At 62.2% G+C, this 18,169-nt stretch carries 26 protein-coding genes; 12 read left to right on the top strand and 14 right to left on the bottom strand.

Features of this window, described 5'->3' with window-relative positions; translation table 11 throughout:
- Window positions 1-5: 5 nt before the first annotated feature.
- The 3 genes from L1857_RS08635 to L1857_RS08625 all read right to left on the bottom strand — a co-directional run bounded on the left by L1857_RS08635 (window position 6) and on the right by L1857_RS08625 (window position 1,501).
- A complete protein-coding gene (locus L1857_RS08635; protein ID WP_205413352.1) occupies window positions 6-605 on the bottom strand; it encodes a DUF1788 domain-containing protein in 600 nt (199 codons plus the stop codon).
- The gene (locus L1857_RS08630) at window positions 602-1,231 is read right to left on the bottom strand and encodes a DUF1819 family protein (protein WP_116112902.1); all 630 of its coding nucleotides are present in this window, start codon (window positions 1,229-1,231) and stop codon (window positions 602-604) included. Before L1857_RS08630 ends, L1857_RS08635 begins: the two co-directional genes overlap by 4 nt.
- Before the next feature lie 66 nt (window positions 1,232-1,297).
- Window positions 1,298-1,501 (bottom strand): helix-turn-helix domain-containing protein, encoded by a 204-nt coding sequence (locus L1857_RS08625; RefSeq protein WP_116112899.1) that lies wholly within the window; start codon window positions 1,499-1,501, stop codon window positions 1,298-1,300.
- Between the two features lie 338 nt (window positions 1,502-1,839).
- Here L1857_RS08625 and L1857_RS08620 point away from each other — a divergent pair, with 338 nt between their 5' ends.
- From L1857_RS08620 to L1857_RS08610, 3 genes are all read left to right on the top strand, one after another.
- On the top strand, window positions 1,840-2,757 hold the full coding sequence (locus tag L1857_RS08620) for a recombinase family protein (protein ID WP_240323338.1): 918 nt from the start codon (window positions 1,840-1,842) through the stop codon (window positions 2,755-2,757).
- Window positions 2,754-3,101 (top strand): hypothetical protein, encoded by a 348-nt coding sequence (locus L1857_RS08615; RefSeq protein WP_240323337.1) that lies wholly within the window; start codon window positions 2,754-2,756, stop codon window positions 3,099-3,101. The genes L1857_RS08620 and L1857_RS08615 overlap by 4 nt, the downstream gene beginning before the upstream one ends.
- A 110-nt stretch (window positions 3,102-3,211) precedes the next feature.
- Complete coding sequence (locus tag L1857_RS08610) at window positions 3,212-3,691, top strand: hypothetical protein (protein ID WP_346009497.1); 480 nt, start codon at window positions 3,212-3,214, stop codon at window positions 3,689-3,691.
- A gap of 20 nt (window positions 3,692-3,711) precedes the next feature.
- On the opposite strand, the gene L1857_RS08605 is transcribed toward L1857_RS08610, so the two are convergent.
- The 3 genes from L1857_RS08605 to L1857_RS08595 all read right to left on the bottom strand — a co-directional run bounded on the left by L1857_RS08605 (window position 3,712) and on the right by L1857_RS08595 (window position 6,646).
- On the bottom strand, window positions 3,712-4,569 hold the full coding sequence (locus L1857_RS08605; RefSeq protein WP_162831186.1) for a hypothetical protein: 858 nt from the start codon (window positions 4,567-4,569) through the stop codon (window positions 3,712-3,714).
- Between the two features lie 162 nt (window positions 4,570-4,731).
- Window positions 4,732-5,466, bottom strand: coding sequence for a 5-formyltetrahydrofolate cyclo-ligase (locus tag L1857_RS08600; RefSeq protein ID WP_116112895.1), 735 nt, complete (start codon window positions 5,464-5,466; stop codon window positions 4,732-4,734).
- Window positions 5,467-5,479: 13 nt separating this feature from the next.
- Window positions 5,480-6,646, bottom strand: coding sequence for an NsdA family TPR-like regulatory protein (locus tag L1857_RS08595; protein ID WP_116112892.1), 1,167 nt, complete (start codon window positions 6,644-6,646; stop codon window positions 5,480-5,482).
- Window positions 6,647-6,870: 224 nt separating this feature from the next.
- On the opposite strand from L1857_RS08595, the gene L1857_RS08590 reads away from it, so the two are divergent.
- A complete protein-coding gene (locus L1857_RS08590; RefSeq protein ID WP_116112889.1) occupies window positions 6,871-7,194 on the top strand; it encodes a recombinase family protein in 324 nt (107 codons plus the stop codon).
- Complete coding sequence (locus L1857_RS08585) at window positions 7,191-7,514, top strand: recombinase family protein (RefSeq protein WP_205413350.1); 324 nt, start codon at window positions 7,191-7,193, stop codon at window positions 7,512-7,514. The genes L1857_RS08590 and L1857_RS08585 overlap by 4 nt, the downstream gene beginning before the upstream one ends.
- Window positions 7,515-7,552: 38 nt before the next feature.
- Here the strand turns inward: L1857_RS08585 and L1857_RS08580 are convergent, their stop codons facing one another.
- Window positions 7,553-7,735, bottom strand: coding sequence for a hypothetical protein (locus L1857_RS08580; protein WP_162831185.1), 183 nt, complete (start codon window positions 7,733-7,735; stop codon window positions 7,553-7,555).
- On the opposite strand from L1857_RS08580, the gene L1857_RS08575 reads away from it, so the two are divergent.
- The 4 genes from L1857_RS08575 to L1857_RS08560 all read left to right on the top strand — a co-directional run bounded on the left by L1857_RS08575 (window position 7,719) and on the right by L1857_RS08560 (window position 11,642).
- Window positions 7,719-8,348: an ATP-binding protein gene (locus L1857_RS08575; RefSeq protein ID WP_116112886.1), complete on the top strand. Its 630-nt coding sequence runs from the start codon at window positions 7,719-7,721 to the stop codon at window positions 8,346-8,348. The two genes, L1857_RS08580 and L1857_RS08575, sit on opposite strands and share 17 nt — an antisense overlap.
- A gap of 661 nt (window positions 8,349-9,009) precedes the next feature.
- Window positions 9,010-10,578, top strand: a complete 1,569-nt coding sequence (locus tag L1857_RS08570) for a GDSL-type esterase/lipase family protein (RefSeq protein ID WP_162831184.1) — start codon at window positions 9,010-9,012, stop codon at window positions 10,576-10,578.
- Window positions 10,575-10,829, top strand: coding sequence for an SGNH/GDSL hydrolase family protein (locus L1857_RS08565; protein ID WP_116112881.1), 255 nt, complete (start codon window positions 10,575-10,577; stop codon window positions 10,827-10,829). The genes L1857_RS08570 and L1857_RS08565 overlap by 4 nt, the downstream gene beginning before the upstream one ends.
- 291 nt (window positions 10,830-11,120) lie before the next feature.
- Window positions 11,121-11,642: a hypothetical protein gene (locus tag L1857_RS08560; RefSeq protein ID WP_162831183.1), complete on the top strand. Its 522-nt coding sequence runs from the start codon at window positions 11,121-11,123 to the stop codon at window positions 11,640-11,642.
- A gap of 41 nt (window positions 11,643-11,683) precedes the next feature.
- On the opposite strand, the gene L1857_RS08555 is transcribed toward L1857_RS08560, so the two are convergent.
- The 5 genes from L1857_RS08555 to L1857_RS08535 all read right to left on the bottom strand — a co-directional run bounded on the left by L1857_RS08555 (window position 11,684) and on the right by L1857_RS08535 (window position 15,499).
- The gene (locus L1857_RS08555) at window positions 11,684-12,133 is read right to left on the bottom strand and encodes an NUDIX domain-containing protein (RefSeq protein WP_116112878.1); all 450 of its coding nucleotides are present in this window, start codon (window positions 12,131-12,133) and stop codon (window positions 11,684-11,686) included.
- Window positions 12,134-12,137: 4 nt separating this feature from the next.
- The gene (locus tag L1857_RS08550) at window positions 12,138-13,391 is read right to left on the bottom strand and encodes a DegT/DnrJ/EryC1/StrS family aminotransferase (protein WP_116112876.1); all 1,254 of its coding nucleotides are present in this window, start codon (window positions 13,389-13,391) and stop codon (window positions 12,138-12,140) included.
- On the bottom strand, window positions 13,388-14,380 hold the full coding sequence (locus L1857_RS08545) for a Gfo/Idh/MocA family protein (protein WP_116112873.1): 993 nt from the start codon (window positions 14,378-14,380) through the stop codon (window positions 13,388-13,390). Before L1857_RS08545 ends, L1857_RS08550 begins: the two co-directional genes overlap by 4 nt.
- Before the next feature lie 64 nt (window positions 14,381-14,444).
- Entirely contained in the window at window positions 14,445-15,116 is a 672-nt protein-coding gene (locus tag L1857_RS08540) for a dTMP kinase (protein WP_162831182.1), read from the bottom strand.
- 233 nt (window positions 15,117-15,349) lie between these two features.
- A complete protein-coding gene (locus L1857_RS08535; RefSeq protein ID WP_275895915.1) occupies window positions 15,350-15,499 on the bottom strand; it encodes a helix-turn-helix domain-containing protein in 150 nt (49 codons plus the stop codon).
- 63 nt (window positions 15,500-15,562) lie between these two features.
- On the opposite strand from L1857_RS08535, the gene L1857_RS08530 reads away from it, so the two are divergent.
- Together L1857_RS08530 and L1857_RS08525 are read left to right on the top strand one after the other, a co-directional pair.
- Window positions 15,563-15,892 carry a ribbon-helix-helix domain-containing protein gene (locus L1857_RS08530; protein WP_116112865.1) on the top strand — a complete coding sequence of 110 codons (330 nt, stop codon included), beginning with the start codon at window positions 15,563-15,565 and terminating at the stop codon, window positions 15,890-15,892.
- A gap of 163 nt (window positions 15,893-16,055) precedes the next feature.
- Window positions 16,056-16,235: a hypothetical protein gene (locus L1857_RS08525; protein WP_162831181.1), complete on the top strand. Its 180-nt coding sequence runs from the start codon at window positions 16,056-16,058 to the stop codon at window positions 16,233-16,235.
- 84 nt (window positions 16,236-16,319) lie between these two features.
- On the opposite strand, the gene L1857_RS08520 is transcribed toward L1857_RS08525, so the two are convergent.
- Window positions 16,320-16,802 (bottom strand): hypothetical protein, encoded by a 483-nt coding sequence (locus L1857_RS08520; protein ID WP_116112863.1) that lies wholly within the window; start codon window positions 16,800-16,802, stop codon window positions 16,320-16,322.
- A 155-nt stretch (window positions 16,803-16,957) separates the two neighbouring features.
- A complete protein-coding gene (locus L1857_RS08515) occupies window positions 16,958-17,740 on the bottom strand; it encodes a hypothetical protein (RefSeq protein WP_116112860.1) in 783 nt (260 codons plus the stop codon).
- A 205-nt stretch (window positions 17,741-17,945) separates the two neighbouring features.
- Here L1857_RS08515 and L1857_RS08510 point away from each other — a divergent pair, with 205 nt between their 5' ends.
- Entirely contained in the window at window positions 17,946-18,167 is a 222-nt protein-coding gene (locus L1857_RS08510; RefSeq protein ID WP_116112857.1) for a hypothetical protein, read from the top strand.
- Window positions 18,168-18,169: the final 2 nt, after the last annotated feature.

The raw sequence follows: 18,169 nt of genomic DNA, 5'->3' as shown, positions 1-18,169 counted from the left end.
CGAGCTCACGCCTCCTGTTCCAGGATGTTCTTGGCTCGGTAATACTGGTCGTCCTTGAGCCGACCGAACAGCACGAGCGAGGAGCCCAACGTGTCGGACTGCTCGTAGCGGCCTGGGAAGAACATGAGCATCGACTTGCCCTTGACTACAGACTGTAGGTTGTTGAGCACGTTGTGCGAGCGGATATGCGGGAAGACCTCGCCGATCCCGGTGAGAAAGAAGATGTCGAAGTCTTCCTGTGCGAGCCGGTCCCGGATCGCAGGGGCGATGTGCAGCTGCGGGTCGAGCATCCCCTGGAGCATCTCGCGGAAGTCGGCCTTGTCCTGGTCCGGCTCGATGGCAAGTACCCGGTCCCAGACACCTCGCTCCCTCAGGAGTTCGACAGACAGGTCGTAGAGGTTGATCTCCAACACGGTGATTCCGGCACTGGACAGCCGGTTCTTGATGCGCTTCTTGGCCGCCGCGACAGCAAGCGCCTCCTCCGGAGGGTACGGATAAATAAAGAACGGGACTTCGTTGCTCAGGCCCTCCATCTGAAGGAACCGCTTGCCGCTGAGGACCGCGAACAGGTGGTCTTCCTGCTGAGGCAGAGTCTTGGGGATCACAGCGCAGCCCCCTGCGCTGCAGTTTGCCGAGTCGGGAAGAATCGCAGGTCACTCGGCGTGTGGGCGCTGAGGGTGGCAACAACTCGCTCGGACAGCACGGCCGGCCTGATCAACCCTGCCTCCGACAACAGCTCGGCTTCATGGAGCATCTTGAACACGTTCGACCTCAGCTTCTGCAGCGTCGAGTCCTTGATCTCGGCCAGCTCGTCATGCCACACCGCCTTGGTCCGGAAAAAGCTGTCGAAGTCCTGGTATTCCAGCGAGGAGGCCAGGAGCAGAAAGCGCTCCCGCAAGACCTCCTCGGCAAACTCACCGACGAGCTCGTAGCGGCGGCAAGCAGCGGCCCACATGAGGTATCCACGCTCGGAGGCTGTCGCCTCGGTCAGGAGCTCGACCTCGTCGTCGGCGAGCGCCGAGAGCCGCTTCACGGTCTCGCGGACCAGACGGACTCCCGTGCGATGGGTCCGCGCCTGAAGCAGGTTGCTCTCCACTGCCTGGTCGCGGACCTGCTCCCAGTCGCGCCGCTCGATGTAGGCGGGCGCTAGCAGCGCGCCCTCTCGCGCCAAGAGGGCGCCCGTGGTGAACGAGAGCGCGTACCGCCGCTCTGCCGCCAGCGGGCCGTTCATCGATCCGTCCTCCCGGTACAGGGCAAGCCGAACAGGCCAGCTCCACTGACCGCCTCTCCTGTCTGCTCACTCATCGCCAAGATCCCCCTCACCCGACGAGGCCGCATTGCCGCTTCGAACCCACTCATCGACCTCGCTCGCCTGGAACTTCCACAGCCGACCCACCTTGTGGGCCGGCATGCCCTTCTCTGCGATCCAGGCGTAGACCGTGTCCTTCGTAACACCAAGGTGAGTCGCGATGTTGTCAGCAGAGAGCCAGGGGTCAGACACGAGGCAACCTCCAGCCATCCAGCAGTCACGAGCACGCGAAGGATCTCACCTTACCGGAGAAGGCCCAGCTTGACCCGGTCTAGCCCGGTGTAACAGGCAACAGCCCTGTCTCAGGCGGCTCCGTCTCGTGGACGCCCGGCTGCAAGCACCCACCTGTTCGGCCATCTGACCTGGCACCGCCACCGCCAAGTCGGTTTTGCGAACCGTCCGCTGTCGGCGCGGTCGCGGGTTCCGCGACGTGGCTCTCTACTCGTGTCATGCTCGAGTCGGATACGCAGCCAGGACATCACGGACGCCAAGTCAGCAACCTTGCGACCACACCGCCGTCCAGTCGGGCGGTGATCTACTTGCGGGCGTCCTCGGCAAGTCAGGTCAGGCGGGACTATGCCCCGGAGGGGATCTCGATCCCGGCCCAGCGCGAGGCGTGCTGCCGCAGAGCCGAACAGCTCGGCTTGACGATCGTGGAGGAGTACGTCGAACCGGGCCGGTCAGCCGTGGAGATCGCCAGGCGCGCCGCGTTCAAGCGGATGCTGGCTCGCATCCGCGACACCGACGACATCGATCACGTGATCGTGTACAAACTGTCCCGGATGGCCCGCAACCGGGTCGATGACGCGCTCGTCATGGCGGATCTGCGTCAGCGGGGCGTCACCCTGATCTCTGCCACCGAGTCCGTCGACGAGACCCCGGTCGGACAGCTGATGCACGGCATCCTCGCCACTTTTAACGAGTACCAATCCCGCGAGTCCGGCGCCGACATTGCTTACAAGATGGGGCAGAAGGCCCGTAATGGCGGCACGATCGGCCGCGCTCGGCTCGGCTACCTCAACCACATCGACCGCACCGATGGCCGTGACATCCGCACCATCATCGTCGATCCGGAACGCGCGCCTCTAGTTCAGCTCGGTTTCGAACTGTTCGTCGCCGGCAATCTCACCATCGACCAGCTGTCCGAGCGGCTCTACCAACGAGGTCTGCGCACCCGTCCTACAGCCCGGTACCCAGCACAGCGGGTGTCGATCAGCAAGCTGGCCCGGATGCTGCGCGACCGTTACTACCTCGGCTACATCACCTACCGCGGCGAAAAACTTCCTGGCCGACACGACCTCTCGTCAACCCGATTCTGTTCGATCGTGTCCAAGCCGTCCTCGACGCCCGCACCACCTCCGGAGAACGACGACGGGTACACCACCACTACCTCAAGGGCGCCCTGTACTGCGGGCACTGCCACCAATCAGGCAACACCGGACGGATGATCATCCAGCACACCGTAACCCGCCGCCGCGACGAATACACCTACTTCTTCTGCCGCAACCGCCAGCAGGGCAACTGCACGGCCCCGTACGTGAACGTCTCCGTCGCCGAACACGCCGTCGAGCGCTACTACGCCACCGTCAGCCAACGGCGGATCACCGACGCGCTGGCAACACTGACCGCAGACGCCGCCGACCACGTCCCTGGTCGAACCTGTGACCCCGTCCAGATCTACCAAAGCTGCACCGACGACCAGCGCCGACTACTCAACCACGCGCTCTTCCGCAGGCTCTACCTCGCCGACGACCGCATCACCAACCATGAACTGTGGCCGCCGACGCACTGACCTAAACAACACCAACCCAACAGGCTCATACCGTGCGGAACTAAAACACGAAAACAGGCCCTGAACAGCGAAAACCCTCTCGCTCGTGTTGCAAGCGAGAGGGTTACTCTGTGTATAAAACTGCAGGTCAGGGCGCGAAAATCGAATTCTCGGTGGACCTTGGGGGAGGCTACTACAACACAAAGGCCCAGGTCACAACCCTAGAATCTCTTCTGCGAAAGCTTCCCAGGCTGGATGCGCCCGTCAAGCCGTCACCCGAACGGCCGAAGCCCGGCCGGGCGCGGCAGCTCGACGACGAGCAGACGAAGCTGCTCATCGAAGGCTACCTGGCAGGAGCGACGGTCTACGAGCTGGGCGAACGCTTCGGCATCAACCGGCGGACGGTCAGCGTGGTTCTGAAGCGGCACGGTGTGACGATGCGCCGTCGGGGGCTGTCATCGGAACAGGTCGACGAGGCGGTGCAGCTGTATGAGGTTGGGTGGCCGCTGGCTCGAATCGCAGAACGGATGGACGTGGACCCCACCACCGTACTTAACCGCCTCCGGGAACGAGGTGTGCGGATGCGAGACACACACGGCCGGGAGCGATAATTTTCCACGCGGAAGTCGAGTCAATTCGACAGCGGAACGATGCGACGCATCATATTCGCCAGCAAAACGACGCTGTCCGCAGCTATGCCAGCATCGCGTCTTGATGGCGTAGTTCGATGCTTAACCTGATGGGCGAGCTCAACCGTAGTCCGCGCAAGGCGTCGCAATGTCTCGTTGTCTGTGCCTGTCAGCTCCGCCGAAATTACCATGTCAAAGCGAGCCTTGGTCTTATCACGCGGTGGCGCCTCGACCCCTGCGGGCAGGTGTCGCGCTGAATCAAAGCACACGTCACCCAGGTGCTCGAGGATACGCACACAAGCCGTACCGACCGCGCTGTGGTCTTGTTCGCTCCGCGCGACCTCGAACCGGCGACGCAACTCCCTGATCTCGCGGTCAACTACCGCCCACCCCGTAGCGGTACGTGGGGAGATCGGTACTGCTATACCATCATCGAATGACCGCACCGACAGGTTGAGCAGCGCATCTTCCACCGGCTCAAAGACACCGTCAAGATACTCACGCCTTGCTGCCCAAGACCCGCTCCCAGCCATCCCTTCCCGGCGCCAGTACTTATAGAAGCCACTGAAATCCCGAAACGGAAGATCCGGGAAGTCGACACCCACTCGCTTACACGCCACACTGCATGCGCGCAGCAAAAGTTCGCTGTCCGCATCTTCCGTGATTACATTACCCTGTGTCGCGAATCCTTCCAATTCACGATGAGCAAGTCGCACCAGGGCATCCGCCAACTCAAGATCGTCCTCATCCGCCGCCTCGCCCTTGATGGCCGATTCCAGCAGATCCCGGCGAAGCTCGGTGCTTGTAGCACTCCAGGGGTCGCCAGAAGTATCAGCGATTAGAAGATCGTCTGGACGCATGGACTACTCGCAATCCCTGTTTCGCAAGTAGGGGCCTGCGGGCAGTGATCCGACGAGTCCACGATTCACAACAGTAATTCTCATTGCCTGGTTATCATTATAAACAAACTGCGACCAAGTGAGAATATTTGAGGCGTGGGCACTCATAGCTTCACCCAGCCGTCATTCTTGGGCATCCTTACCCGCATCTGCCAACGCGGCCAGCACCGGAATCGCCCCTATCTTCTCTGGACTGAGGTCCTCCCACACGAGCCCCTGTGGTCGACGCCGGTTGGGGCACTCAATCACCTCGTCCGGTGTGACGATGAGATCCACGCTGAAGTCGTGCTCGGTCTCGGGGATGTTCTCGTCGACTACCTGGAGCTGGTGGACCGGTGCGACGATCGCGGTCTGGTCGGTTACCAGGCCCGCCTCGATGAGCAGTGCCACCTCCAGGTCGGAGTACCCCGCGCCCTTGCCGATGCGAGCGCCAGAGCGGTTCACGGCCACGCTGCCGCAGATCACCAGGTCGATGGGACGCATGTCCTCGACACCGACACGGCGGGCGACCTGAGCGGCCCCCTTCTTCTCGGCAGCCTGCTCGGGCGGGACATCGAGGGAGGCGGGGTCGAGTAGGAAGAACGGCTGGAGAGTGGCCATCTTGGGGACCGCCATGTACAGCAGCTTGCCGTCCTTCAGCGCCTGGATACGCACCGGGAGCTGCGCCCAGTCCGGGTTCGCCTTGACCGTGCCAGCCCGCTTCCACAGGTCGAGCCCGGCCAGGCGCTCGGCCGTCGCTTCCGCGCCATCGAAGCCGGGGATCTTGCCGTACGAACCTCTCGGCACAGCGCCCTCGCGCTCCAGCAGACGCCATACCTGATCGCGGACGGCTTGCTTCGCCTGGTCGATACTCGTCACGCCCTACCTGTACCTAAATGGCAGCCATGAGGGCAAGCAGACGGTCGTTGATGTCCTGCACCCACGGCTCCTGCCGCCACCGCCGAAGCTCCCGACCAGCGGCGAACGCCAGGTTAAGACCGCCGCCGCCGCGCGTCAGCTCTACGGCGTCGATCGTCCGATGCATGGTGGCCGCCGCCTCGTCGAGCTTGCGCTGGCGGATCAGCGACAGGGTCAGGTTGCCGAGGGCGATGGCCTGGCTCTTCTTCTTCGCTGCAAGCGCACGCACCGTCGTGCGCAGGATGGGCTCGGCGCGGTCGGGCAAGTCGAGGAACAGGTAGCACGAGCCAGCCAAGCGGTTGAACTCGTTGATCGTGTAGTACTGCGCAGCGACGTCGTCACCGTCCACGCGGTCGAACTGCACCTCGGCGAGCTTCAGCGCCTCCTCGCACGCCTTAAGGTCGCCGGTCATGGCGTACCCCTCGGCCACGTGAAGCAGGCTCAGGCCGGTCAGCGAGGGGCTAGCGAGCTTTGCCACCTCGGCCGCCTCCTGAGCGAGCGTCAGGCCCTTCAAGGGGTTCTTCTCGCCGTAGAGGGCCACGAAGCCCTTGCGCAACGTGGCGTACGCCTCGGTACAGGGATCGTGTACCTGGCGGGCCGCGGCGACCGCCTCGTCCAGGTAGGTGATCGGCGCGTCGTGGTCACGCCGTTGGCTCACGTCCCACACGAGCTGCCCCATGAAGGTGGCCGACTCGGCTTCGACCTCGAACAACGCCTTGCGCACGCGCGGGTTGGCAGCGTTCTCGCGAAGGAACTTCACCTGGCCGTGGGCCTGGCCGGCGGGTCCGAGCAGCGCCGTCGAGGGTGCCCGGTCGTACTGCTCATCGAGCTGCCGGATGCGCTCGTGTAGGTAGGCGACCGCCACCAAGTCGACCGACGACGGGTGTTCGAGCACGTAGCTCATGCGGTCGCTCGGCTTCGTCTGAATGATCGTCACGTCATCAAGCAGGCTCTGCAGTTCGTCGAGCGTCACGCTGAGCGCCGCAGCAAGCTTTGGCCGGACCCAGGGCTGTGGTTCGCTCTCGGCTGTCTCCCACCGCACGATGGTTGACCGCTCGACGCCCAGACGTTCGGCAAGCTTCTCTTGGCTGTAGCCCGCCGATTTGCGACGCTGAGCGAGACGTACGCGCTTGGCCGCCATCCGCTCTTCCTCCCAGGGCCTCTCAGGGGCGTACTCACCATAGCCACCCAGGCCATATTTGCCCAGGTCAGGGCCTCCGTCGCCTCTATTTTGCGTCGTTCCCGCCCCTACCTTGCTCTGGGTTTCCGCAGGTCAACCGGCTTTTCTGGCCGTATGCCGGTCTGGCGGTGCTGGTCCCCGACACCCGCCGTCAGACCGGCCGCCACAAGCTGGGAAGGAATCTAATGCGGCCTGCGATTTACGGCTATATGCGAGTCGTGATCAGCGACGAACACGAGGACGACGTTCAACGCATCAAGCGGGAACTTGCCGAATACGCCGAACGCGAGGGCTTCACCCTCGACCAGGTATTCACCGAGAGCGCCAGGTGTGCGGAGCCCGCGTTTTATGCCATGCTCGAAGCTCTCAAACGCCACGAGGTGAAGGACATCATCGTCCCTTCCCTTTGGCACTTCGCGCGCCTGCCGGGGCTGCAAGACGCCATGCGACAGCACATCGAACACGAGACCGGTGCTCGCATCTGGGTCGTTCAGGGACAGCGCCGATGAACACCCTGAAGCCGCTGGCGTACGGCTATCTGCGCCTCTCGCCGGACATCGACGATGAGACGGTCCGCCTGGTCGAGCTGAAGCTCAAAGAGCACGCCGAAGCGCTGGGCTGCGAGTTTGCGACCTACTTCTACGAGGACGGATCTGGACGCTTCAGCGCCTGGAATGAACTACTGACCGAAGTCCAGCGGGCAGACGCCCATCACGTCATCGTGCCGTCGCTCGATCACCTCACCACCCACCCGATCCTCAGACTCGGCCTGCTTGAACGAGCTCAGCAAGACGCCAAGGTCGAAGTTCATGAGCTGAGTGATGAGTAGTGGACTCCCACGACCTCACGATGGCGATTCTTACCCAACTAAAGGAGCTCAACGACTGCACAGGTGGATTCATCGCTGGCCTTCTGTCGGACGACCTGAGTCACGACGAGCAAATCGCATTCGCCCAACGGCTCGCGGATTCGGCCGAGCTGATCCGCCGGCGCACCGCTGCCCCACCCATCGTAGTGGAAGGGGTTGTCGTCGATGACAACGACGCTCATCGAGAACAGCCTACAGGCGAGGGTTGAGCCGATGCCTCAGCCGCGCTTCACGGATCGTCTGAACCTGGCGGCCGTGCCCACCGCAGTGAGCTGCGCGCAGACGTTCATTCACCTCACCCTCGCCAGATGGGGCGTGTCGACCATCATCGACGACGCGCTCGTCGTCGCGTCTGAGCTCGTGACAAGCGCCGTGGCGACCACTGGCATCACGGATGCGCATCCCCGCTGGAGCGAGCTTGACAAGCTGAATCTCATCAGCGTCCAGCTGGTCGGTCTCGAGAACTCGGTAGTCATTGAGGTGTGGGATTCGGACCCCTACCCACCCGCCATGAAGAGTGAGGACGTTGACGCCGAGTCCAGCTACGGGCTCCACCTAATCCCGCAGGTCGCCCATAGGTACGGCTCATACCCGAAGGGCACCGGCAAGGTGGTGTGGGCCGAGCTGATTGTCACTGCACGCGCGACGCAGACACCCCCACCGCCTCCCTTGCCGCGGCGGCAACGACGCTTCACGCCCGACGCTCATCCACCGATCGCTCGCCAGCAAGATCCGGAAATTCTGCGACGTGTGCTTGAAGGTCTTCAGAACCTCGATGACAATGCCGAGAAGTAACCGATGACTCGCACTTTCCACATTGAACTCTGTTGTATTTTCTACGTCTAGTCAAAATTGCAAAATGATGTCATAAATAGTTTGGCTCTTCAAGCTAATAGAGGCTCTGAGGGTGGTTCGCCGAAACATGGCTGGAATCGCCCTCTTTGTGTGTCTCGGTTCATTAACAAGCAACTCATCTAAAGGAAGAGGTGTAATCACTATGCGCAAACCAATGCGCAGGCCAGTCGTACTCGTACTACTGGCCATGGTGGCGTCACTGCTCGGGGTGGTAACCCCGGGGACGGCGTACGCCGCTGAGTCCATTCCGACCCTTCAGTGGTCCCCTCCGGCAAATGTAAGTACTGCGGGCGCAGCCATTGCCCCCATCACTGCACCCAACGGCAATATCACACTGCCGTGCACAGGGGATACGAGCAGTGACAGCGACCTGCGCACGTACAGCTCGACCGGGCAACTCGTGCAGAGTATTTCGCGCACCCAGACCATCGACGGTGTGCGAAACTGCATCACGAATCCCGTTGTCGACAAGACGGGGGCGGTCTACGGGCGTCCGATCGGCAGGAACAGCAGCGGGGCCTAAGCGTACGGCCCCAACCTGCTGGCCTACAACGGCAACACCCTGAAGTGGAAGTATCCGATATGTAACCTGGAGCCGGCCGTGGGCGCTGATGGCAACATCTACGCCCTTACGCAGGCTGCCGACGGTACCCACCTCATCGGTCTTGCGCCCAACTTGGCCTCTGGTCAGACGCAACCCACGAAGGTTCGAGACTTCAAAGTCTCAGCCGACTGTGACTATGTGCTGCGTCCTTACAAGGATGGCATCGCACTGAGCTACCCCCATGTGGATGACCGACCCAAGTACTACAGCTACAGCGGTAAGTACCTGGGACAGGCATCCATAGGCGACTGGGGCTCGGACGCTTTCGGTGCCGAGGGACGCTTCTTCAGCCCGGCTTACACCTGGTCGGGAAGCAACGTGAAGAGTGCGGCGGTGTCCATGTACGACCCCCGCAAGGGGACAACGACGTGGACTACTCCAGTATCGACGCCAGGAGCGAATGTCCAGGGGAGTCTCCAGCTCCACACCATCAACAACGGTGTTGTGGCCATCATCTACGAATGGAAGATGGTCTCTGACTACATACCAGTGACACCTACGGAGTGGGTCTTCACCGTAGTGACGTTGGACAACAACGGTCACGAGGTCCGGCGCGTCACACTCCCCAACCAGGACGCACAGGGTACATACCAGGCAGCAAGCCTGGCGAGCGTTGCCGACGCGAGTGGCAAGGTTGCCTTTCTGCGCAACATGAACCTTTCTACCGGCGACAGCGCGAACCCGACTGCTTCCGGCATTTTCGTGGGCGTGTACGACGCCGTGAGTGGCACCTGGTTCTACCAGAAGATCATGAGCGGTGACATGAGCAAGGCTGGGGGGCCGAACGGGTACTACCTGAGTGGCCCCCCTCCTGTACTCACCAACAACATCTTGGCGTTCGTTGCCCAGTGCGACGGCAATTGCAGCGACTACAACCCGAAGCTGTATGCCGTCAAGATGACCGGGATCGGGATGGATTACCCCCGAGGTGCCATCCTGAGTGCCACGGTATCGGCACAGCCTGCTCCGCGGAGCTACATGGCGCTCGGTGATTCCTTCTCCTCCGGCGAAGGGGTACCGCCCTTCGTGGACGACACCGCCTGCCACCGCAGTGCGCTGGCCTACTCGCGTGTAAACGCGTTGAATCCATCGCTCACACTACAACTGGACAAGTTCGTAGCATGCTCCGGCGCGCAGACGACACACGTCCTCAACGGGTGGAACGACGCTGACCATAGTGAACCATCACAGGCCAGCGTTCTGTCTTCGGGCAGCCCGAAGGTCGTGACCATCACCATCGGTGGGAACGACATCGGATTCGCGAACTTCGCGAAAGCGTGCGTCCTCGGCAACTGCAACTCCAGCAGCGCCGCATACACCGAGGCGGACGGCAAGATCAGGAACGTGCTCCAGGGAACCTGGAAGCGACGTATAAGAAGCTCCTGGAGGTCACCAAGACTTCAGGGACAAAGATCTACGTTTTGGGCTACCCACAGGTCATTGCCGATAAGTCGGGAAGCGCACTCAGTGATCCACGGTGTGGCTACATGTACAACAACGATGCGAGTGAAGTCGGCGCTCAGGGATACCCATGGGCAGATGCATGGGCCGCGCGGGACATCGTGACCAAGCTGAACACCACGATCAGCAACACGGTCACCAAGGTCAGGGCACTCAACACGGACAACCAGCGGCTGACCTTCGTATCGGCCACGGCGTCCGGCTCACCGTTCATCGGACACGAGGTCTGTGCGTCGGGTGACTCGTATTTCCAGAATCTGGATCAGGCCGGGAACAATTCGGCCTACGTGTTCCACCCGAACGAGCAGGGCCAGGCAGCCTACGCGCAACTGGTCCGCCAAGCAATCGGCGAGTAACACGCCGAGATTGATGTGAATTGAAGAGCCACGCCCCTAGTTTCACGCTGCTCAAAAGGCGCGCGTGAGGCTGGGGGTTCTTCAATTTGTGGATTGTTTCCACGCAATGAGCTGTTAGACTATAAATATATGCCAAGAAACACACAACCAACCACCAACAAGACCACAGCCAAATCCACTTCTCGCGGCCTGTTCTACGGGCGGCTCGCTGTCGTTGTGATAGTGATTCTTCTTTTGGCGTGGTTACTACTATGGAATGGGGCTTCGAGGTATAGCGCTAATACCAACGAGGTGAAGCAGCGTATCCAATCGGCTCTTGATGTCACCAGCCCAGATAAGCCACTTGCATCGAATATCGTAGATCAGGGATGCGACAGCAGATCGTCGGTTGGTCTGCAAACACGTATCTCCTGCTCGCTGGCAGGGTATCGCTATTTTGAGCTTACAGCAGACAAGAAAACGGTGCTGCGAGAGATCGACGCAAAGCTAAAGTCCCTCGGCTTTAAGAAACAGCAGGACAATAATGTCTACGTCAACGACGCGCTTGATGGCGTTAGAGAAAATGAGGTGAGCTACATACGAGACCGCACCTCCGTTCAGCTAGGCTGGTCAACACTACCAGCAGGAGTGAATGGCCCCGCTTCGGCGGTTATATCGCGAGGGCTTTCATCTCACTGGATTTCAAATCCCGATAAACCAACAGCGGTGGTAGGCGTAATTGCTCAAGAGGGATACTTTTACTGCTCTAGCGGAGGCATAGATATCTGGGGCATAGGCGCATGCATCTTACCGCCGCACCCCCCAAACAGATAGCAAGGCAACGCTCTTTACTTCCGACCGCTGCCCATCAAGCACTACAGACGCGTACCCTCGCGGTACTTCGCGAGCACTTCCTTCACGGCATCGGTCACCGGTGGCTCCTCGGCCAGCGACGTCCATTGGTAGGCGTCGTGCTCCTGGAGCAAGATAGGTTCCGGCGCGGTCACGTCGACCGCGAAGTTGAACTGGCGACTCTTCTTGCCACTACCGCTCGTGTAATCGAAGGAGCCGAGGTAGTCGGCGATGCGGGAGACGTCGAGGCCCGTCTCTTCCTTGACCTCGCGGATGAGCGCGGCATCGAGCTGCTCACCAGCCTCGACCTTGCCGCTGGGCAGCTCGAAGATGCCGCCCATGAAATCGTCCTCGGGACGCTGGAGCAGTAGGACCTTCTCGTCGTGCTGAACCACTGCTCCGACGACGAGCTGCTGCACGCCGTCAGCCTCGGCCTCAGCGGTGAGCCGTTCGATCAAAGAGACGTCGACCATTGCTTTACCCTAGCAACCCTTCGTAGTTGTTGATCACCTTACGGAATGCCTCGATGTAGCCATTCACCAGCGGCATGTCCTCCTCCCGGTGCCAGACCGGGAGCTTGAGGACACTCCGATGGAACGCCTCGGCCTGCGGAAAGTCGTCAGGACCATACGCGAATGACCCCGCCAGCTCCGGAAACAGCGGACCCGGCTCCTGGAAGAGCGGCAGCAAGTTCAGGGGACACGTCGAACCAGGCCGGTCCAGCTCCCAGCAGCCCTCAGCCTGGAGCGCCTCATAGAGCCGCTCGACAGGCAGGCCGCCCAACTCCTCACCCCGGTACTGCAGCATCAGGCCGTACCAAGACGAGCGGTCTCCCGGCTCCAACTTCGGTGTGACGATACCCGGCAGCTCCGCGAGCTGCTCGTTCATCATGGCCGCGACCCGCGCTCGCCCATCGAGATACTCGTCCAGGTGCGCAAGCTGATCGAGACCGATCCGGGCTGCAAGCGGGTGGATGCGGTGTTTGAGCCCCATGCCGGTCACGGCGTAGCGGTAGAGCGGGTACTCAGACGGGATCTCGTTCCGGCAGCGCTTGTTGTACTGGCCGTGCAGCAGCGCGCGGTAGTACACCTCCTCGTCATCGGTGAGCAGGAAGCCGCCCTCGCCTGCGGACAGCGGCTTCGGGCCGTTCATACTGAAGGCCGACGCCCTGCCGAAAGTGCCTACCTTCCTGCCGCCCACGCTCGCGCCGTGGGCGTGCGACCCGTCTTCGAGCAGCATCAGCCCATGCTCGTCGGCAATGGCCCGCAGCGTCGCCACGTCGGCCGGCGTGCCCCACATGTGGGTTACCACGATGGCGGACGTCCGTGCGGTGATCCGCCGGACCACGTCCCGAGGGTCGAGGTTGCCGTTCTCGTCGCAGTCAGCCAGCACCGGGACCACGCCCAGGTGCAGGAGCGGCGTGACCGTGGCGAAGAAGGTGTACGCGGGGACGATGGCCTCCATGCCCGGCCCGAGTTCGCAACCGGCATACATCGAGTAGAGCGCGGCGGTGCCGGAGCTGGTGAGCAGTGCGTAGCGCACGCCGTGGTAGTCGGCGAGGGCGTCCTCGAGTTCCTCGATCACCCCCGAGCGGTCGTAGACGGAGATGCCCGCGGCGAGCTGGTCGGTTACGACCTTGGCGGTCTGCTCGCTGATCGGAGGCCAGGCGAAGTGCGGACCAGGTGTCGTGACGCTCGGTGTGCCACCGAGCAACGCCAGGGGCGAACTCACAGCAGCTCCTTCGGGTTGATGTGGGCGTGCGAACGCGCGGACTCGTAGCAGGCCGCGATGAAGCTCATGTGCGCCAGGTTTTCCCTGGGACCGCTGACGTTGGGGCGCTGGCCATCGATGACCCGGCGGAAGTAGTCGATCTGGCAGGCCGCGGCCGAGGGCCACGCCTGCTCCCGCGAGAGCGACTCGATAACCTCCCCGTCGTTACCGAGCCGCCGAATTCGGCCGCGTTCCAGGTGCACCATGCCCTTGGAGCCGACCAGCCGGATCTGCTCGGTCTTCGGCCCGATGAAGCGGGACAGCAACAGCGAGCCGTAGAGGCCACTGTCGTAGGCGAAGTGAACGAGCGCGGTGTCTTCGGCGTCGTACTCCCGGTCCGGCCGTGCGCTGGCCGAGACGTCTGCGAGCACCCGGTCTGGCAAGCCGAAGTACCACAGGACCATGTCGATGAGGTGGTAGCCCATGTCGATGATGCAGCCGCCTCCGGCCTCGGCGTTCCGGCCGCGCCAGCCGTCGGACGGGTCCGAGATGTGCAGCGTGTACTGCGCGTCCACCACAAACGGCGTGCCGATCTGGTCGGCGAGCTGGGTAAAGCTGGTATAGATGGGGTTGAACCGACGCTGCAACGTCACCATGAGCTGCACGTCGGCGCGCTCGCAGATCTCTGCCAAATCGCGCGCCTCCTGCATGGTGGTGGCGAACGGCTTCTCCTTGAGGACGTGCACCTTGTGCTCGGCAGCCGTCTCGATCACCTCGCGGCCGACGTGGTGCGGCACGCAGACCACGACGAGGTCTAGCGCTTCGGTCTTGAACATCTCGCGAAAGTCGGTGTAGCCCTGCACGCGGTGCTGGTACTGCTGCTCGCGGACGATCTCGCGGTCCTCATCGCACACGGCGACCAGCTCGGCGCTGTCGGAGGCGTGCAGCCCGGGGATGTGGTCCTCCAATGCCTGCTTGCCCAAGCCCACGACGCCCGCTCGAAGCTTCATCGGATGCTCCTGTCGAGTAGTGACGTTGTGCCGTAACGGTCTGATCTCGTGACTCGCCCCCGCATCAGGTGAGCCGCTCCCGAACCAGGTCAAGGACGTCTTCCGCTCCTTCCTCAATCACCCGATCGCCGTTGTCCACCACCACACGCTGACCGTCTGGCTTGGTAAGGAGCTGCCGGATCACTCGATCCCGCGCGGCAAAGATCGCCAGGTCGTCGTCGCTCACCTCGTTGGCGCGGTGTTCGCGGAGATGTCGGTTCCGGCGCGCAATCCGCTCCAGCCGGACCGGGAGCGGTGCCTCGACATAGACGGTCAGATCCGGCGGGTACCGGAGCTGACTCAGCAGGCCGCGCAGCCAGGTCATCGCATGCTCGTCGCTCAGGACTGCGCCGCCGTCGACCAGGGTCGGAACGAGGGTGTAGAAGATCGTGTCCTGGTGCCGGTCCTTCAGCACCACCTGGCCGCGGGCAAGGGCCGGACCGATCACACGCTCGTCCTGGTAGTAGAGGTCCGCCACTTCGTCGAGAGCGCGTGTGAGCAGCGTGGCTGGCTCGCCTTCCGCCGGCCGCAGGAACTTGTCCCGTGCCACCGCTTCGACCAGGCGCTGCCCGTACGGACTCTCCGAGAATTCCTTCACGACCAGCGCGTCGACGCCCATGCAACGGAGACCCTCATGGACCGCAGCCAGCAGCGCGCTCTTCCCCGCGCCGTCCTGACCCTCGAAGGTGATCAACACCTTGGCACCCCCTGGCTCGCAGCTGGTCGAATCGACCTCTCCAGGGAACCGTGGGTGACTGATCAGAACCACAGCGGCGACGGGGCGTAAGTGATGCATCCTTGAGGCATCGCGCCCGCTGACCAGTGCTTCTGCTCACCGATGCACTTCGAGCACTGATCCGGCACGAATTCCGAAACGCAGAGGATGACGCAGTCCCGGCCCGAAGCGGCCCGGCCGCTAACTCACAGAACTCACCACTCTGGCCCGAGCCGCGCCAGGATGTCACTCAGCGTGACACCCATCGCTTCGCCCACATGCCGGAGCTCGACCACGTCGAGCCGACGCTCGCCCGACTCGTACTTGCTCACGAACGACTGCGGCACACCAAGTCTTTCCGCCACCTGGACCCGCGATGAACTTACCGAGAGTTCGTCGGCCGCAATTCATCGAGGAGGTGTCTCGCTATGAGCGAGCCTACGGGTGCCGGCCAGCTCCGCACGCTGGCTGTCCGAATCACGGAGGATCTGCGAGCCCAACTGGACGTCGTCGCCCAGATCACGGGCCGCAGCACCACCGAGGAGATCCGCCTGGCCCTGGAGCACTGGATCGAGAAAACCAAATCCGACCCGACGACGCTCCAGAAGGCTGAGCAGATCCGTGCCGAGATCGAGCGTGAAGCTCAGACCCGGCGTAACGCCATCGCTGCCATCTTCGGCGGCGAGGGGGCGAAGGACGAAGCTGAGCCCAGCTCGTCTCGATCCTCGACTCGCCGCAGCAAGCCTGCTGGCGAGTAAGCGCCGCGTCTTCGAGCACAAGCTCGGGGTACGGCAAAGGCGGGAGCACGCCCGGACGCGACATCTCGTTGCAGTTCGGGCGCGGCTCCCGCCTATTTCAATTGACATATCCGTGTTGAAAATTCATAATGTCCAGCAAGACACTAAAAGGCAAGTTAGACTCATGAAGCCAAACAAGGTAACGGACAAATTGAACAAGGAGATTCCGCGCGACAAACTCACCTTGGTGATTGCGGGACTCATCATCCTCGGAGTCGCGTTTGGCGCATGGTTCATGTTCATGCATCAACAGACGGCCAACACCGTAAAGGAAGCCGGGGAAGCAATCGAGGCAAGTCGATAGGTCCTCATAATGAAGAACACCCGCGACCGACAGCGGACACGGGGGTGTTCTTCGCTGTGGTGCGGGGTGGAATTATCGGGATGCTCAGTCGTCCGGGATGCTTACGTAGAAGACCTCGCCTTCCGAGTACGAGTACGTGGGAATGACCTGCGCGTACATGTCGTCCGGTTCCGGCGAGTCATCGCCACCGGCATAGACGAACATGCGGACGCGCAGGCCCTGGGCGGTGGCAGTGGCGATGCCATCCACGACCCAGCCTTCCATGTACCAGTCCGGGTGCTCGTAGCACGTGGCCGGGCTGTTCTCGTCAGCCTCCAGCTTGAGGCTGTTGACGGCGTAACGCGGCTCCACCTTCGTGATGGCGACCTGCACCGTGCGGCCTTTGTGCAGCTTGACCGTGAGCGTCTTGGGGTTGCTGAATGTCGAGCTGAACAGAGCGGCCTTGATGTCCTCGATGGTGAAGTGAGGCGTCTGATTCGCGACGAGGGTTTCGGGCTCAAAGCCCAGTTTCCGTAGATCGTTGTTCCGGTGCAGTTCCTCGGCGTCAGCAGGGCTGAGTTCCGACATGTGGTGTACTCCTTGGTCAATTCGGGTAGGGCACACCGCCAGCTCCAAGGAGTAGGCAGGGTGCCGTACCCGAAGACCACGGGCACAGAGGTACATTACCGCAAGGGTAATTGCCTCTATTTAAACATGAAATAGTTAAATCGTCAATATTTGACTCAGAGTACGCCGGTCAGGCCCAAGATGAGTGCGCCAATCAAGAAGGCAATTAGCACGCCGACGACAATTCCGGTCCACCATTCTTCCTTCGGCGAGTCGATGGTGTGCGCAAACCGTGGGAAGAGGGGCTTACGGCTGAGCGCGCGACGGAAGACATTGAACGCCTGCGGAAAGGTGACCTGCTCGTCAGGCCCGGTGCCCTCATGCTCCTTGGGCGGGGTATCTCGGACGGCCGGCGCACTCAGATGGTCAAGCAGTTCAAGGTCGTCGCGGGCTGTCAGGGTGATGGAGGCTGGCTTTGACCGGTCGCTGCCAGTTTCGAGTGGCTGGTTGACCGCTTCCTGAAAGGCATCACCATCCGCCTTCGTCTCTGCCCGTACTGCCGCACGGTCGAGGATGAGCCGTGCCAACTCCTTGAAGCCGTCCTTCTCGTAGTTGACGTGCGAACTGACTGACTTAGGGATCAGCAGCTCGTTGCGTGGCCTCGTGAGGTCGTCCGCTCCAGTCGCCCACCGTCGCCGCTCCTCGGGGCGGCTCCGAGCTTCGATGCCGTCGCAACCGTTGCTGATAGCCAAGCTGTTGCGTATGGCGCGGGCGACCTTGCCGTCGCCCATGGCTAGGACGATCCGTTCGAGCTCGGCCTTGGCCTCCTCAACCGTGCCATCGTCCACGAGCAGCTTGATCAAGTCTAGCTGCTTGCGCAGCTTGTCGGTGGTCAACCCGTCGTCGCTTCGCATGCCTTTGAAGACCTCGACCAGCCAGTCGACGCGCGGATCCTCCACTTGTTCTCCCTGCCCAATGGCCACTTAGCAGCCAGTATTCCAGGCGGGTTGTTGGTGCCACGGGCCTGTAAGGACCTGCAACCGGGCTGCAAGTTCAAAGTTGCAGCTCAGCGACATGTTCTGCCCCCATGCCCTCCCCGCACGGTTGGCGTGCGCGACCAGCCAGTTGTCCGCGCACCCCCGTGAAGTAGAAGGAGGAGCCGTCATGCCCCGCACCCGTTACACCCGCCTCGTTCACGACCGCGACGAGGCCCGCCTGTCCTTGCAGATCCGCGCGCTCCGCCAGCTCGCTCACGAGCTTCGGCACCAGCCCACGGAGGTCATCGAGCTGCCGGTCCTGATCGACCTGAAGCGCCGCCGCCGCGCTCGCCTCGAACAGAAGCGCCACCACAAGCCCGCCCCCGTCGTGGTTGCTACCAGCGCCTGACC

The organism is Amycolatopsis thermalba (assembly GCF_023376025.1).
Taxonomy (GTDB): Bacteria; Actinomycetota; Actinomycetes; order Mycobacteriales; family Pseudonocardiaceae; genus Amycolatopsis_E; species Amycolatopsis_E thermalba.
Note: the sequence above shows the minus strand (reverse complement) of the source record. Positions and strands in the feature narration are given on the sequence as shown.

Excerpts from the sequence above, each read along its gene's own strand:
- L1857_RS08630 (WP_116112902.1), bottom strand. The coding sequence starts at position 1,231 with ATGAACGGCCCGCTGGCGGCAGAGCGGCGGTACGCGCTCTCGTTCACC.
- L1857_RS08615 (WP_240323337.1), top strand. The coding sequence starts at position 2,754 with ATGATCATCCAGCACACCGTAACCCGCCGCCGCGACGAATACACCTAC.
- L1857_RS08605 (WP_162831186.1), bottom strand. The coding sequence starts at position 4,569 with ATGCGTCCAGACGATCTTCTAATCGCTGATACTTCTGGCGACCCCTGG.
- L1857_RS08595 (WP_116112892.1), bottom strand. The coding sequence starts at position 6,646 with ATGGCGGCCAAGCGCGTACGTCTCGCTCAGCGTCGCAAATCGGCGGGC.
- L1857_RS08590 (WP_116112889.1), top strand. The coding sequence starts at position 6,871 with ATGCGGCCTGCGATTTACGGCTATATGCGAGTCGTGATCAGCGACGAA.
- L1857_RS08585 (WP_205413350.1), top strand. The coding sequence starts at position 7,191 with ATGAACACCCTGAAGCCGCTGGCGTACGGCTATCTGCGCCTCTCGCCG.
- L1857_RS08575 (WP_116112886.1), top strand. The coding sequence starts at position 7,719 with ATGACAACGACGCTCATCGAGAACAGCCTACAGGCGAGGGTTGAGCCG.
- L1857_RS08580 (WP_162831185.1), bottom strand. The coding sequence starts at position 7,735 with ATGAGCGTCGTTGTCATCGACGACAACCCCTTCCACTACGATGGGTGG.
- L1857_RS08555 (WP_116112878.1), bottom strand. The coding sequence starts at position 12,133 with ATGGTCGACGTCTCTTTGATCGAACGGCTCACCGCTGAGGCCGAGGCT.
- L1857_RS08545 (WP_116112873.1), bottom strand. The coding sequence starts at position 14,380 with ATGAAGCTTCGAGCGGGCGTCGTGGGCTTGGGCAAGCAGGCATTGGAG.
- L1857_RS08530 (WP_116112865.1), top strand. The coding sequence starts at position 15,563 with ATGAGCGAGCCTACGGGTGCCGGCCAGCTCCGCACGCTGGCTGTCCGA.
- L1857_RS08525 (WP_162831181.1), top strand. The coding sequence starts at position 16,056 with ATGAAGCCAAACAAGGTAACGGACAAATTGAACAAGGAGATTCCGCGC.
- L1857_RS08520 (WP_116112863.1), bottom strand. The coding sequence starts at position 16,802 with ATGTCGGAACTCAGCCCTGCTGACGCCGAGGAACTGCACCGGAACAAC.
- L1857_RS08510 (WP_116112857.1), top strand. The coding sequence starts at position 17,946 with ATGCCCCGCACCCGTTACACCCGCCTCGTTCACGACCGCGACGAGGCC.